The following is a 12,102-nucleotide window of genomic DNA, read 5'->3' on the forward strand; positions in this document are numbered from 1 at the left end:
ATGATGGATCCACAGCGACAAACGAAAGCCCGCGAATGAAGGTACTGGTGATTGGAGGAGGGGGCCGCGAGCACGCATTGGCGTGGCGGCTGGCGCAGGGCAACCGGGTCAGCCGCGTCTACGTGGCGCCCGGCAACGGCGGCACCGTGAGCGACGAACGCTACGACTGCATCGACATCACCGAACCCGCCGCGCTGCGCGAGTGGGCGATGGCCGAGAAAATCGCGCTGACCGTGGTCGGCCCCGAGGGGCCGCTGGCGGCCGGCGTGGTGGACGAGTTCCGCGCGCATGGCCTGCGCATCTTCGGCCCGACGCAGGCGGCTGCGCAGCTCGAAAGCTCCAAGGCCTTCTCGAAGGCCTTCATGAAGCGCCACAAGATCCCGACGGCCGAATACGAGGCCTTCACCGACGCCGCCGCGGCCCATGCGTACATCGACGCCAAGGGCGCACCCATCGTCGTCAAGGCCGACGGCCTGGCCGCCGGCAAGGGCGTTGTGGTTGCCATGACCGCGCAGGAAGCCCACGAAGCGGTCGACTTCATGCTGGTCGACAACAAGTTCGGCGTGTCGCACAACGAAGGCGGCGCACGCGTCGTCATCGAAGAATTCCTGCAAGGCGAAGAAGCCAGCTTCATCGTGATGTGCGACGGCAAGAACGTCGCCGCGCTGGCCACCAGTCAGGACCACAAGCGTCTGCTCGATGGCGACGAAGGCCCGAACACCGGCGGCATGGGCGCGTACTCGCCCGCGCCCGTGGTCACGGCCGAGGTGCATGCACGCGCCATGCGCGAGATCATCCTGCCGACCATCCGCGGCATGGAAAAGGACGGCATTCCGTTCACCGGCTTCCTCTATGCCGGCCTGATGATCGACGCGGCCGGCCAGCCCAAGACGCTCGAATTCAACTGCCGCATGGGCGACCCCGAGACGCAGCCGATCATGATGCGCCTGAAGTCCGACCTGTTCGAGGTGTTCTGGCACGCCACCGACGGCACGCTCGACCAGGTCGAGCTGCAGTGGGACCGGCGCGTGGCGCTGGGCGTGGTGATGGCCGCGCACGGCTACCCGCTGTCGCCGCGCAAGGGCGACCGCATCAGCGGCATCCCGGCCGAGGCGCCCGATGCCGTGGTGTTCCACGCGGGCACCACGCTCGAGAACGGTGAGCTCAAGACCAGCGGCGGCCGCGTGCTCTGCGTGACCGTGCTGGCCGACAGCGTCAAGCAGGCGCAGCAGCGCGCCTACGAAGTCGCGGCGCGCGTGCAGTTCGACGGTGCGCAGTACCGCAAGGACATCGGCTACCGCGCCGTCAACGCGCGCAACACGCCCCACGCCTGATGCCAGCCACCCAGCCGAAGGCGGTCGGCGACTACCTGCGCGGACTGCAGCAATCGATCATCTCGGCGGTCGAGGCGGCGGACGGCGGCAGCGCGGTGCGCGACGCCTGGCAGAAAGAACCCGGCGAGCCGCTGCAGGGCAGCGGCCTGACCTGCATCCTCGAAGGCGGCGCGCTGTTCGAACGCGCCGGTGTCGGCTTCTCGCAGGTGCGCGGCGCCAAGCTGCCGCCCTCGGCCACGCAGAACCGCCCCGAGCTGTCGGGCGCGCCGTTCGAGGCCATGGGCGTGTCGCTGGTGTTCCATCCGCGCAACCCTTACGTGCCGATCGTCCACATGAACGTGCGCATGCTGGCCGCGCAACCCGCCGGCGGCGGCGATCCGGTGTGCTGGTTCGGTGGCGGCATGGACCTCACGCCGTGCTACGGCTTCGAAGAAGACGCGGTGCACTTCCACACCGTGTGCCGCGATGCGCTCGCACCCTTCGGCGCCGACAAGTACCCGCGCTTCAAGACCTGGTGCGACGAGTATTTCTTTTTGAAGCACCGCAACGAGCAGCGCGGCATCGGCGGCATCTTCTTCGACGACTTCGCCGAGGGCGGCATCGAGAACGGCTTTGCGCTGATCCGCTCGGTCGGCGATGCCTTCCTGCAGGCCTACCTGCCGATCGTCGAGCGCCGCCGCGGCATGCCGTACGGCGAGCGCGAACGCGAGTTCCAGCTGTACCGGCGCGGACGCTACGTCGAGTTCAACCTCGTGTGGGACCGTGGCACGCACTTCGGCCTGCAGTCGGGCGGGCGCACCGAATCGATCCTGCTGTCGATGCCGCCGCTCGCGAGCTGGGCCTACCGGCAACAGCCCGAAGCAGGCAGCCCCGAAGCCGCGCTGTACAGCGACTTCATCGTGCGCCGGGACTGGGTGTGAGCCCCACCGGTTCCGCTTTGCGCATCGGCGTCTTCGGCGGGGCCTTCGACCCGCCACACAACGCCCACGTCGCCCTGGCCGAAGCCGCACTGGCGCAACTCGACCTGACGGAGTTGCACGTCATTCCCACCGGGCAGGCCTGGCACAAGAGCCGCACGCTCACGCCGAAGGAAGATCGTCTCGCGATGGCGCAACTGGCCTTCGGCAGCCTGACAGGCAAGGTCGTCATCGACAGCCGCGAAGTGTTGCGCGACGGTCCGACTTACACGCTCGACACGCTGCACGAATTGCAGAAAGAGCAGCCCGGCGCACAGCTCGTTCTGGTGATGGGCGCGGACCAGGCAGCAGCCTTGCCGACCTGGCACGGCTGGCAGGATATACTCGGCATTGCTATCGTTTCTGTAGCGTATCGCGCACTATCGACGGGTGACGTCACTCGTTTTGATCCGAAACAGCTGCCCGGCCTCCCGGCTGGCGCGCGTTTCGAGGCGCTTGAACTGCCTGCCGCCATGGACACCAGCGCCACCGATATCCGGCGGCGTGTGGCGTCGGGTGTGGACATTTCCTCGCTGGTTCCGCCCACGGTTGCACGCTATATTGACCAACACCACCTCTACCGCTCTGCCTGATGACCACTGAAGCCGCCGCCAAAAAAGACATCCAAAAACTCCAGCGAGCCATCATCGATGGTCTCGAAGACGTCAAGGCGCAGGACATCCAGGTATTCGACACGGAGCACCTCTCGCCGCTGTTCGAGCGCGTGATCGTGGCGTCGGGCACCTCCAACCGCCAGACCAAGGCGCTCGCGTCGAGCGTGCGCGACGCCGTGCGTGAAGCCGGCTTTGCCAAGCCGCGCACCGAGGGCGAGGAAAACGGCGAGTGGATCATCGTGGACTGCGGCGCGGCCGTGGCGCACATCATGCAGCCCGCCATCCGCCAGTACTACCACCTCGAAGAGATCTGGGGCGACAAGCCGGTGCGCGCCAAGCTCGGCGCCACCAAGCCCGCGCTGGCCACCGCCTCGTCCGTCGTCAAGGGCGCCGAAGAGAAGAAGACGGCCGCCGCCAAGACGCCAAGCCTGCGCCGTTCGAGCGCCGCCAAGACCGCGATCCGCGCGGCCGAGCAGGAAGCCAAGGCCGCCAAGGCCCCGGCGAAGAAGGCCGCATCGAAGACCGCGGGCAAGACCGCCGCCAAGAAGGCGCCCGCGAAGAAGTCCGCCACGGGCACCGCACGCGTGCCGGTGAAGGTGGTCGGCAAGCCGGCCGCCAAGAAGACCGCTGCAAAGAAGGCGCCGGCCAAGAAGGCGCCAGCCCGCCGCGCATGAAGCTGCTGGTGGTCGCCGTCGGGCAGCGCATGCCCGACTGGGCGCAGACTGCCTGGGACGACTACGCCAAGCGCTTCCCGCCCGAGCTCAAGCTCGAGCTGCGCGCCGTCAAGACCGAGCCGCGCGGCTCCAAGACCCTCGAAACGCTGTATGCCGCCGAGCGCGAGCGCATCGAAGGCGCCATCGCCCGCGGCATGCGCATCGTCGTGCTCGACGAGCGCGGCACCGCGCTCACCACCAAGGCGCTGGCCGCACGGCTGCAGACCTGGCAGGGCGAGGGCGACGACGTGGCGCTGGTCATCGGCGGCCCCGACGGGCTCGACCCGGCCTTCAAGGCCGCGGCGCACGAACGCATCCGCCTGTCCGACCTGACCCTGCCGCATGCCATGGCGCGCGTGCTGCTGGTCGAACAGCTCTATCGGGCGTGGTCGGTCAACGCGGGCCATCCGTACCATCGGGAATGACCACGGGGCCGGCGGTGGGGCCCACCTCGGAGACCTGAACTTGCCTGACTTCATCTACCTCGCGTCGCAAAGCCCGCGCCGCGCCCAATTGCTCGGCCAGCTCGGCGTGCGCCACGAACTGCTGCTGGCCGGTGCCGACGAAGACGCCGAGGCGCTCGAGGCCTTGCTGCCGAACGAGTCGCCCACCGCCTACGTGCAGCGCGTGACCGCCCTCAAGCTCGACGCCGCCGTTGCGCGCCGCAAGCGCCTGGGCCTGGCCGATGCGCCCGTGCTCTGCGCCGACACCACGGTCGCGCTCGGCCGCACCATCCTCGGCAAGCCCGAGGATGCGAGCGATGCCGAACGCATGCTCGCGCACTTGTCCGGCGCCACGCACCGCGTACTCACGGCAGTCGCACTGCAGCACGGCCGTCGCCGCCATGCGGCGCTGAGCGTGTCGCGCGTGCGCTTCGCCACGCTCACCAAGAAACAGATCGCGATCTACGCCGCCAGCAGCGAGCCGCTCGGCAAGGCCGGCGCCTATGCCATCCAGGGCGCGGCGGCTGCGTTCGTGGAGCACATCAGCGGCTCCTATTCGGGCATCATGGGACTCCCCATGTTCGAGACCGCGCAGCTGCTTCGAGGCGTCGGTTTCAATACTTAAGACATCCATGCAAGACATCCTGATCAACTGGTCTCCGCAGGAGACCCGTGTGGCGCTGGTCGAGCACGGCGCGGTGCAAGAGCTGCACGTCGAGCGCACGCTCGAGCGCGGGCTGGTCGGCAACATCTACCTGGGCAAGGTCTCGCGCGTGCTGCCGGGCATGCAGTCGGCCTTCATCGACATCGGCCTGGAGCGCACCGCCTTCCTGCACGTGGCCGACATCGTTTCGCCGTTCACGCCGGGCTCGCGCCCGAGTGCCGCGCCGCCCGAGCGCGACCACCGCAACGGCGGGCCGATGGTGCCCATCGAGAAGCAGGTGTTCGAAGGCCAGTCGCTGCTGGTGCAGGTCATCAAGGACCCGATCGGCACCAAGGGCGCGCGGCTGTCCACGCAGATCAGCATCGCGGGCCGGCTGCTGGTGTTCCTGCCGCAGGACAACCACATCGGCGTGTCGCAGAAGATCCCGCCCGACCAGCGCGAGTCGCTGCGCAACCGCATGCTGGCGCTCATCGAGGCGGCCGCGGCCGCCGAGAGCGGCGGCGTGGTGCCCGTGAACACGGGCGGCTTCATCCTGCGCACCAACGGCGAAGACGCGGCCGATGCCGAATTGGCCGAAGACATCGCCTACCTGCGCAAGACCTGGACGCGCATCCGCGAGGCCTCGGGCCGGATGCCGGCCATGTCGCTGCTGCACCAGGACCTGAGCCTGCTGCAGCGCGTGCTGCGCGACATGACGAGCGAAGACACGCAGACCATCCGCATCGACTCGCGCGAGCAGTTCGAGGTGCTGCTGAAGTTCGGCCTCGAATTCATGCCGCAGGCGGCCGGCAAGCTGCAGCACTACAAGGGCGAGCGGCCGATCTTCGACCTGTATTCGGTGGACGAGGAAATCGCGAAAGCGCTGGGCCGGCGCGTCGACCTGAAATCGGGCGGCTACCTCGTGGTCGACCAGACCGAGGCGCTGACCACCGTCGACGTGAACACCGGCGGCTTCGTCGGTGCGCGCAACTTCGACGACACCATCTTCAAGACCAACCTCGAGGCCGCGCAGGCGATTGCGCGGCAGCTGCGGCTGCGCAACCTGGGCGGGATCATCATCGTCGACTTCATCGACATGGCGCGCGACGACCACCGCGAGCAGGTGCTGGCCGAGTTCCGCAAGCAGCTCGCACGCGACCGCGTGAAGACCACGGCCGGAGGGTTCTCGCAGCTCGGCCTGGTCGAGATGACGCGCAAGCGCACGCGCGAATCGCTGGCCCACATGCTGTGCGAGCCTTGCGTGGCCTGCAGCGGGCAGGGCATCGTGAAGACCGCGCGCAGCGTGGCCTACGACGTGATGCGCGAGATCCTGCGCGAGGCACGGCAGTTCACGCCGCGCGAGTTCCGCATCGTCTCGTCGCCGCAAGTCATCGAGCTGTTCCTCGACGAGGAGAGCCAGCACCTCGCGGGGCTGAGCGACTTCATCGGCAAGCCGATCTCGCTGCAGTCGGAGCCGGCGATCGGGCAGGGGCAGTACGACATCGTGCTGCTCTGACGGTGGGAGCGCGCGGCCCGTGGCAACGACGGGTCAGCGCTTCGATTCCTGGCCTTGCCGCATCCAGACGCTGGCCAGCGCGGCGGCCACCAGCATTCCGGCGATCAGCAACAGCCCGTTCTTCGTGCTGCCCGTGCTCTGTTCGATCCAGCCCATCACCGACGGGCCGATGAAGCCGCCCACGAGGCCGCAGGTGTTGACCAACGCGAGTCCGCCTGCCAGCGCCACGCCAGCCAGCCGTGAGGACGCGAACAGGAAGATCACGGACTGCACCACGAAGAACATCGAGCCCGTGAGGCAGAAGCCGGCCAGCGCAATGGCCGGGCTCGCGAAGGCTGCGATCAGCAGGCCCACCGCCATCGAGACCAGCCCGACCAGCAGCAGGAGCCGACCGCGCTGCGGCGTGACCGCGAGCCGCGGCAGCGCAATGGCGCCGACGGCGGCGGCCACCCAGGGCAGCGAGTTGAGCGCGCCGATTTCCAGCGGCGAGAGCTTGCCGTAGGTGCCGATGATGCTCGGCAGGAAGAAGATCACCGTGTAGATGCTGATCTGGTGGCAGAAGTAGACAAAGATCGCCAGCCAGATCTGCCGGTCGACCAGGCAGGCGCGGAACGACTCGCCGACCTGGCCGTTGGCCACGTCCTCGGCGCGTTCGGCGGCGAGCTGGCGTTCGATAGCCTGCGCCTGCGGGCGCGTGAGCCAGCTGGCACTCGAAGGCCCGTCAGGCAGCTTGCGCCAGACCACGAAGGCCAGCGCCACGGCGGGCAGGCCTTCGAGCACGAACATCCATTGCCAGCCGTGCCAGCCCCACAGGCCGTCCATCTGCAGCAGCGCGCCGCCGACCGGGCCGCTGAGGATGTTCGCGATGCACACGCCGAGCAGGAAGTAGCCCGTGGCGCGTGCGCGGTCCTTGCGGCCGAACCAGTAGTTCAGGTACAGCATCACGCCCGGGAACAGGCCGGCTTCCGCCGCGCCGAGCAGGATGCGCATCACGTAGAACGAGGTCTCGCCCGTGACGAAGGCCATGCCCGCCGACAGCAGGCCCCAGGTGATCATGATGCGGGCGATCCACCAGCGGGCCCCCACGCGGTGCATCACGAGGTTGCTGGGCACTTCGAGCAGCGCGTAGCTCAGGAAGAACAGCCCGGCGCCCAGCCCGTAGGCGGCCGCCGAGATGCCGATGTCCACGGCCATGTGGCTCTTGGCCAGCGCGATGTTGGTGCGGTCGATGAAGCTGATCACATAGGCCAGCACCAGCAGCGGCATGAGCTTGCGGAAGATCAGCGCATTGAGCGAGGCCTGTTCGTCGACGGCCTGGCGGCCGCGCAGGCCCGGCGGCGTGGCGGGGATGGATGGGTGTTGCATGGGATGTCTCTCTCCTGTCCTGTCGTGTCGTGTTCTGGCGGAAGGTCGCCGGCGCGCGCCGACGTGCAGATGCGGCCCGGTCACGGGCCGGGCGGTTCTGGCGCGGGGCTAGAAGTCGACGTTCGCCGCGCCCTTGAGCCCGAGGATCTCGCGGGCTTCGGCGGGTGTCGCGATGTCGATGTTCAGGGCCTCCAGCACGGCGCGGATGCGCAGCACCTGTTCGGCGCTCGACGCGGCGAGCCGGCCCGGGCCGATCCACAGCGAGTCTTCGAGCCCGACGCGCACGTGCGCGCCCATGGCGGCGCCGATGGTGGCCAGCGGCAGCTGGTTGCGGCCGGTGCCGAGGATCGACCACTCGAAGCGGTCGCTGAACAGCCGCGCGGCGGTGCGGCGCATGTGCATCAGGTCTTCGGGGTCGGCGCTGATGCCGCCCAGGATGCCGAAGACCGTCTGCACGAAGACCGGGGCCTGCACCAGCCCGCGGTCCAGGAAGTGCCGCAGGTTGTTGAGGTGGCTCACGTCGTAGCACTCGAACTCGAAACGCGTGCCGTTGGCGTTGCCGAGCTGGAGGATGTTCTCGATGTCGGCGAAGGTGTTCTTGAAGATCAGGTTGCGGCTGTTCTCCAGGTGCTCGCGCTCCCATTCATGCGCGAAGGACTTGAAGCGCTCCAGCATGGGAAAGAGGCCGAAGTTCATCGAGCCCATGTTGAGCGACGCGAGCTCGGGCTTGAAGGTGGTGGCCGGGCGCATGCGCTCCTCGACGCTCATGTGCGGGCTGCCGCCGGTGGTGATGTTGATCACCGCATCGGTCGCGGCCTTGATTTTCGAAAGGAAGGGGCGGAACAGGTCCGGGTCCTGCGAGGGGCGGCCGTCCTTCGGGTCGCGCGCATGCAAGTGCAGGATCGCGGCGCCCGCGCGGGCGGCTTCGATCGAGGCTTGCGCAATCTCGTCGGCCGTCACGGGAAGGTGCGGCGACATGCTGGGCGTGTGGATGGCGCCCGTGGGGGCGCAGGTGATGATGGCTTTGGGGCGTTGGGCCATGAGGTGTCCGGAGAGAAGAAGAGGGAAAGAAAGGGCGTGCGAGCGGATCAGCTCAGTGCCTGCGTGTGGCCGTCCACCACGAGCTCCTGGCCCGTGACGCTGGCGGCCAGGTCGCTGGCGGCGAACAGCACCATGTTCGCGATGTCCGTGGCCGTGACCATGCGGCCCAGCGCGGCCTGCGCGGTGTAGGCGCGCGTCACTTCGTCGAGCGGCTTGCCCAGCGTCTCGGCCTTGGCGGCGATCACCGCGCGGATGCGCGGACCATCGACCGCGCCGGGCAGGATCGCGTTGACGCGGATGCCGTCGGCGCCGAGTTCGAGTGCCAGCGTTTTCGTGAAGCCGATGACGGCCCACTTCGAGGCGGAGTAGGGCGAGCGCCCCGGCATGCCCAGGTGCCCGGCGGCCGAGGACAGGTTGATGATGGCGGGCAGGCGGCCCTTGCGCAGCCGCGGCACGGCCAGCCGCACGCAGAGGAACTGGCCGGTGACGTTGACGGCCATCGTGCGTTCCCAGTCGGCGAGCGAGACGGTCTCGACCGGGCCGGTGGGGCCCGCCACGCCGGCGTTGTTCACCAGCACATCGAGGCCGCCGAGTTCGCGGTCGACGGCCTCGAACAGGCGGGCCACGTCGTCCTCGTTGGACACGTCGGCGACGCAGCGGCCCACCTCGGGCAGCTCGCGCGCCAGCTGGTCGAGGCTGGCAGCCTGCACATCGCAGACGAAGACCTTGGCGCCCGCCGCCGCGAAGCTGCGCACGATGTCCAGGCCGATGCCGTTGGCACCGGCGGTGACGAGCACGCGCCGGCCGGCGAGGGAGTTGTTGTTCCACATGCTGAAGAGATCCTTGAGGTCGATTTTGGAATGACGGGGATCGTATATCTGTGATCACAGATAATTCATAGGGAATACCCCGGCCATATACTTCGACGCATGAGCCTCACCGATCTCGTCACCCCCCTGAAGCGCCAGACGCTCAGCGCCAACGTCTACGACCAGTTGCGCGACCTCGTGATGAGCGGGCAGATGATGCCGGGCGAGCAGATTTCATTGCGCAGCGCGGCCGAGGCGCTGGGCGTGAGCGTGATGCCGGTGCGCGAGGCGATGCAGCGCCTGGTGGCCGAGCAGGCGCTCGAACTCACGCCCAGCCGCACCTTGCGCGTGCCCCGGATGACGGCGGCGCAGTTCAAGGAAATCACCACCATCCGCACCAACCTCGAAGGCCTGGCCACGGAGCTGGCGGCCTCGGCATCGGGCGCGGTGGCGCTGCGCGACATCACGCGCTGGCACGACGAATTCGCGGCCGAGATGAATGCGGCGAGCCCGGACGGCTCGAAGCTCGTCACCTTCAACAAGGAGTTCCACTTCGCGGTCTACGCCGCCGCCGACATGCCGGTGTTGTTGCAGATGATCGAGGCGCTGTGGCTGCGCATCGGCCCCATCCTCAACTACGACCTGCGGGCCGGCTCGCGCCGCGTCGGGGACAAGGTGGCGATGTCGCACCATGCGGCCCTGCTGGCCGCGCTGAAGCGCCGCGACGGCGCCAAGGCCCGGGCCGCGCTGCAGGGCGACATCGAAAGCGCTGCGGAGTTCATCCTGTCGACGGGCGTGCTGGTGTCCGATGGCACGCTGCCGCCGCAGAACGCCGCACCAGCGGCGAAGAAGGCGCGCACCGCGCGCTGACGCTCAGAGCGTCGGGTCCTGCCCCGGCGCCGCGCTGCGCACCGCCAGCGTCTGCAGTCGCGCATAGAGCCCGTCGCTCGCCATCAGCTGCTCGTGGCTGCCCTGCTCGGCGATGCGGCCTTGCTCCATCACGATGATGCGGTCGGCATGCTGGATGGTCGACAGGCGGTGCGCCACGATCAGCGTGGTGCGGCCCTGCATCAGGCGTTGCAGGGCGTCCTGCACCAGCCGTTCCGATTCGGTGTCCAGGGCCGACGTGGCTTCGTCGAGCAGCAGCACAGGCGCGTTCTTGTAGAGCGCGCGGGCAATCGCCAGCCGCTGGCGCTGACCGCCCGAGAGCTGCGTGGCGTTGTGGCCCAGCACGGTCTCGATGCCCTGCGGCAGCGTCTCGACATGCGCGCTCAGGTTGGCCGCCTCGAGGCAGGACTGCACGCGGGCGAGGTCGATGTCGCCGCCCAGCGCCACGTTGGCGGCGAGCGTGTCGTTGAGCATCACCACGTCCTGGCTCACCATCGCGAACTGGGCGCGCAGGCTCTTGAGCTGCCATTCGCTGGTGTCATGGCCATCGAGCAGCACCTGGCCGCCGCTGGGCTGCACGAAGCGCGGCAGCAGGTTGACCAGCGTGGTCTTGCCCGAGCCCGAGGGGCCGACGAAGGCCACCACCTGGCCCGGCTCGATGACGAGGTTCACGCCGTCGAGCGCGCGTTGTTCGTCGTCGCCGCGGTAGCTGACCTGCACGTTGCGCAGTTCGATGTGGCCTTGGGCGTGTGCGACGCTGAAGGTGCCCTGCGATTCCGGCGCCACCTCGTCGATGAGGATCAGGCCACGCTCCAGCGCTGCGAGTCCGCGCGTGATCGGTCCGGCGACTTCGGCGAGGCGGCGGATTGGCGCGATCAGCATCAGCATGGCCGTGATGTAGGCGACGAAGCCACCCACCGTGAAGCCCTGCTTGCCGCTTTGCCACAGCGCGATCATCACCACCACCGACAGCGCCAGCGAGGCCATCATCTGCGTCAGCGGCGTGGTGGCGGCCTGGGCGATGGTGGACTTCACGGCCAGGCGGTTCAGGCGCTGGCTCAGCTGTTCGAAGCGGCGCTCCTGCGCCTGCTCGGCGCCGTGCAGCCGCACCACGCGGTGGGCCAGCACGTTTTCCTCGACCACGTAGGCCAGCTCGTCGGTGGCCTGCTGGCCCTGCTGCGTGAGCTTGTACAGGCGCTTGGAGAACACCTTCATGATCCAGGAGATGCTGGGCACCAGGAAAGCGACGATGAGCGTGAGCTTCCAGTTCAGGTAGACCAGATAGCCCAGCAGCGCGATCAACGTGAAGCCGTCGCGCGAGAGCCCGAGCAGCGCCTGCACCAGCAGCATGGCGCCGGTCTGCACCTCGTACACCACGGTGTTCGACAGCGCGCTGGCCGACTGCCGCGCGAACAGCGCCAGCTCGGCGCCGAGCAGCCGTTCGAACAGAACGCGGCGCAGCTTCTGCATGCCTTCGTTGGCGATGCGCGAGAGCGCGTACTGCGAAATGAATTGGGCGATGCCGCGCACCGCGAACAGCAGCAGCACGGCGGCCGGAATGAACCACAGCGGCATCTCGCCGCGCGTGAAGCCCCGGTCGAGCAGCGGCTTGAGCAGGGCGGCCATGAGCGGCTCGGTGAGTGCGGCCAGCAGGGCGCCGATCAGCCCCACGGCCCACCATTGGCGCGAACTGCCGAACCAGGTCATGAGTCGCGCCAGCCGGCGCATGAGGGGAGGGCGGGCGCTCTCGCTGCCGGGGGATGCTTGCATATGGCGGCGG

Annotated in this window: 12 protein-coding genes; 8 read left to right on the forward strand and 4 right to left on the reverse strand. The window is 68.5% G+C overall.

Features of this window, described 5'->3' with window-relative positions:
• The first annotated feature begins 35 nt into the window (after positions 1–35).
• The 7 genes from purD to rng are packed head-to-tail and all read left to right on the forward strand — an operon-like array spanning position 36 to position 6,219.
• Positions 36–1,334, forward strand: coding sequence for a phosphoribosylamine--glycine ligase (gene purD, locus AC3WQM_RS03295; RefSeq protein ID WP_062470106.1), 1,299 nt, complete (start codon positions 36–38; stop codon positions 1,332–1,334).
• Positions 1,334–2,254 carry an oxygen-dependent coproporphyrinogen oxidase gene (hemF, locus tag AC3WQM_RS03300; protein WP_139701687.1) on the forward strand — a complete coding sequence of 307 codons (921 nt, stop codon included), beginning with the start codon at positions 1,334–1,336 and terminating at the stop codon, positions 2,252–2,254. The genes purD and hemF overlap by 1 nt, the downstream gene beginning before the upstream one ends.
• Entirely contained in the window at positions 2,251–2,883 is a 633-nt protein-coding gene (gene nadD, locus AC3WQM_RS03305) for a nicotinate (nicotinamide) nucleotide adenylyltransferase (protein ID WP_492676929.1), read from the forward strand. Before hemF ends, nadD begins: the two co-directional genes overlap by 4 nt.
• A complete protein-coding gene (gene rsfS, locus AC3WQM_RS03310) occupies positions 2,883–3,578 on the forward strand; it encodes a ribosome silencing factor (protein ID WP_062470113.1) in 696 nt (231 codons plus the stop codon). Before nadD ends, rsfS begins: the two co-directional genes overlap by 1 nt.
• Positions 3,575–4,042 carry a 23S rRNA (pseudouridine(1915)-N(3))-methyltransferase RlmH gene (gene rlmH / locus AC3WQM_RS03315; protein WP_070060813.1) on the forward strand — a complete coding sequence of 156 codons (468 nt, stop codon included), beginning with the start codon at positions 3,575–3,577 and terminating at the stop codon, positions 4,040–4,042. The genes rsfS and rlmH overlap by 4 nt, the downstream gene beginning before the upstream one ends.
• A gap of 40 nt (positions 4,043–4,082) precedes the next feature.
• Positions 4,083–4,685 (forward strand): Maf family protein, encoded by a 603-nt coding sequence (locus AC3WQM_RS03320; RefSeq protein WP_492676930.1) that lies wholly within the window; start codon positions 4,083–4,085, stop codon positions 4,683–4,685.
• Positions 4,686–4,692: 7 nt separating this feature from the next.
• A complete protein-coding gene (rng, locus tag AC3WQM_RS03325) occupies positions 4,693–6,219 on the forward strand; it encodes a ribonuclease G (RefSeq protein WP_070060811.1) in 1,527 nt (508 codons plus the stop codon).
• 33 nt (positions 6,220–6,252) lie between these two features.
• Here rng and AC3WQM_RS03330 read toward each other — a convergent pair whose 3' ends face one another.
• From AC3WQM_RS03330 to AC3WQM_RS03340, 3 genes are all read right to left on the reverse strand, one after another.
• Entirely contained in the window at positions 6,253–7,584 is a 1,332-nt protein-coding gene (locus AC3WQM_RS03330; RefSeq protein WP_489061306.1) for an MFS transporter, read from the reverse strand.
• A 108-nt stretch (positions 7,585–7,692) separates the two neighbouring features.
• Positions 7,693–8,625: a 3,5-dioxohexanoate:acetyl-CoA acetone transferase gene (gene kce, locus AC3WQM_RS03335; RefSeq protein ID WP_492676931.1), complete on the reverse strand. Its 933-nt coding sequence runs from the start codon at positions 8,623–8,625 to the stop codon at positions 7,693–7,695.
• A 47-nt stretch (positions 8,626–8,672) separates the two neighbouring features.
• Positions 8,673–9,455 (reverse strand): SDR family oxidoreductase, encoded by a 783-nt coding sequence (locus tag AC3WQM_RS03340; protein WP_492676932.1) that lies wholly within the window; start codon positions 9,453–9,455, stop codon positions 8,673–8,675.
• 99 nt (positions 9,456–9,554) lie between these two features.
• Here AC3WQM_RS03340 and AC3WQM_RS03345 point away from each other — a divergent pair, with 99 nt between their 5' ends.
• The gene (locus AC3WQM_RS03345; protein ID WP_492676933.1) at positions 9,555–10,304 is read left to right on the forward strand and encodes a GntR family transcriptional regulator; all 750 of its coding nucleotides are present in this window, start codon (positions 9,555–9,557) and stop codon (positions 10,302–10,304) included.
• 3 nt (positions 10,305–10,307) lie between these two features.
• Here the strand turns inward: AC3WQM_RS03345 and msbA are convergent, their stop codons facing one another.
• The gene (gene msbA / locus AC3WQM_RS03350) at positions 10,308–12,092 is read right to left on the reverse strand and encodes a lipid A export permease/ATP-binding protein MsbA (RefSeq protein WP_492676934.1); all 1,785 of its coding nucleotides are present in this window, start codon (positions 12,090–12,092) and stop codon (positions 10,308–10,310) included.
• Positions 12,093–12,102: the final 10 nt, after the last annotated feature.

Source organism: Variovorax sp. FW301-JW7 (assembly GCF_058788795.1).

Excerpts from the sequence above, each read along its gene's own strand:
- hemF (WP_139701687.1), top strand. The coding sequence starts at position 1,334 with ATGCCAGCCACCCAGCCGAAGGCGGTCGGCGACTACCTGCGCGGACTG.
- AC3WQM_RS03345 (WP_492676933.1), top strand. The coding sequence starts at position 9,555 with ATGAGCCTCACCGATCTCGTCACCCCCCTGAAGCGCCAGACGCTCAGC.
- msbA (WP_492676934.1), bottom strand. The coding sequence starts at position 12,092 with ATGCAAGCATCCCCCGGCAGCGAGAGCGCCCGCCCTCCCCTCATGCGC.
- purD (WP_062470106.1), top strand. The coding sequence starts at position 36 with ATGAAGGTACTGGTGATTGGAGGAGGGGGCCGCGAGCACGCATTGGCG.
- AC3WQM_RS03330 (WP_489061306.1), bottom strand. The coding sequence starts at position 7,584 with ATGCAACACCCATCCATCCCCGCCACGCCGCCGGGCCTGCGCGGCCGC.
- rsfS (WP_062470113.1), top strand. The coding sequence starts at position 2,883 with ATGACCACTGAAGCCGCCGCCAAAAAAGACATCCAAAAACTCCAGCGA.
- rlmH (WP_070060813.1), top strand. The coding sequence starts at position 3,575 with ATGAAGCTGCTGGTGGTCGCCGTCGGGCAGCGCATGCCCGACTGGGCG.
- rng (WP_070060811.1), top strand. The coding sequence starts at position 4,693 with ATGCAAGACATCCTGATCAACTGGTCTCCGCAGGAGACCCGTGTGGCG.
- AC3WQM_RS03340 (WP_492676932.1), bottom strand. The coding sequence starts at position 9,455 with ATGTGGAACAACAACTCCCTCGCCGGCCGGCGCGTGCTCGTCACCGCC.
- kce (WP_492676931.1), bottom strand. The coding sequence starts at position 8,625 with ATGGCCCAACGCCCCAAAGCCATCATCACCTGCGCCCCCACGGGCGCC.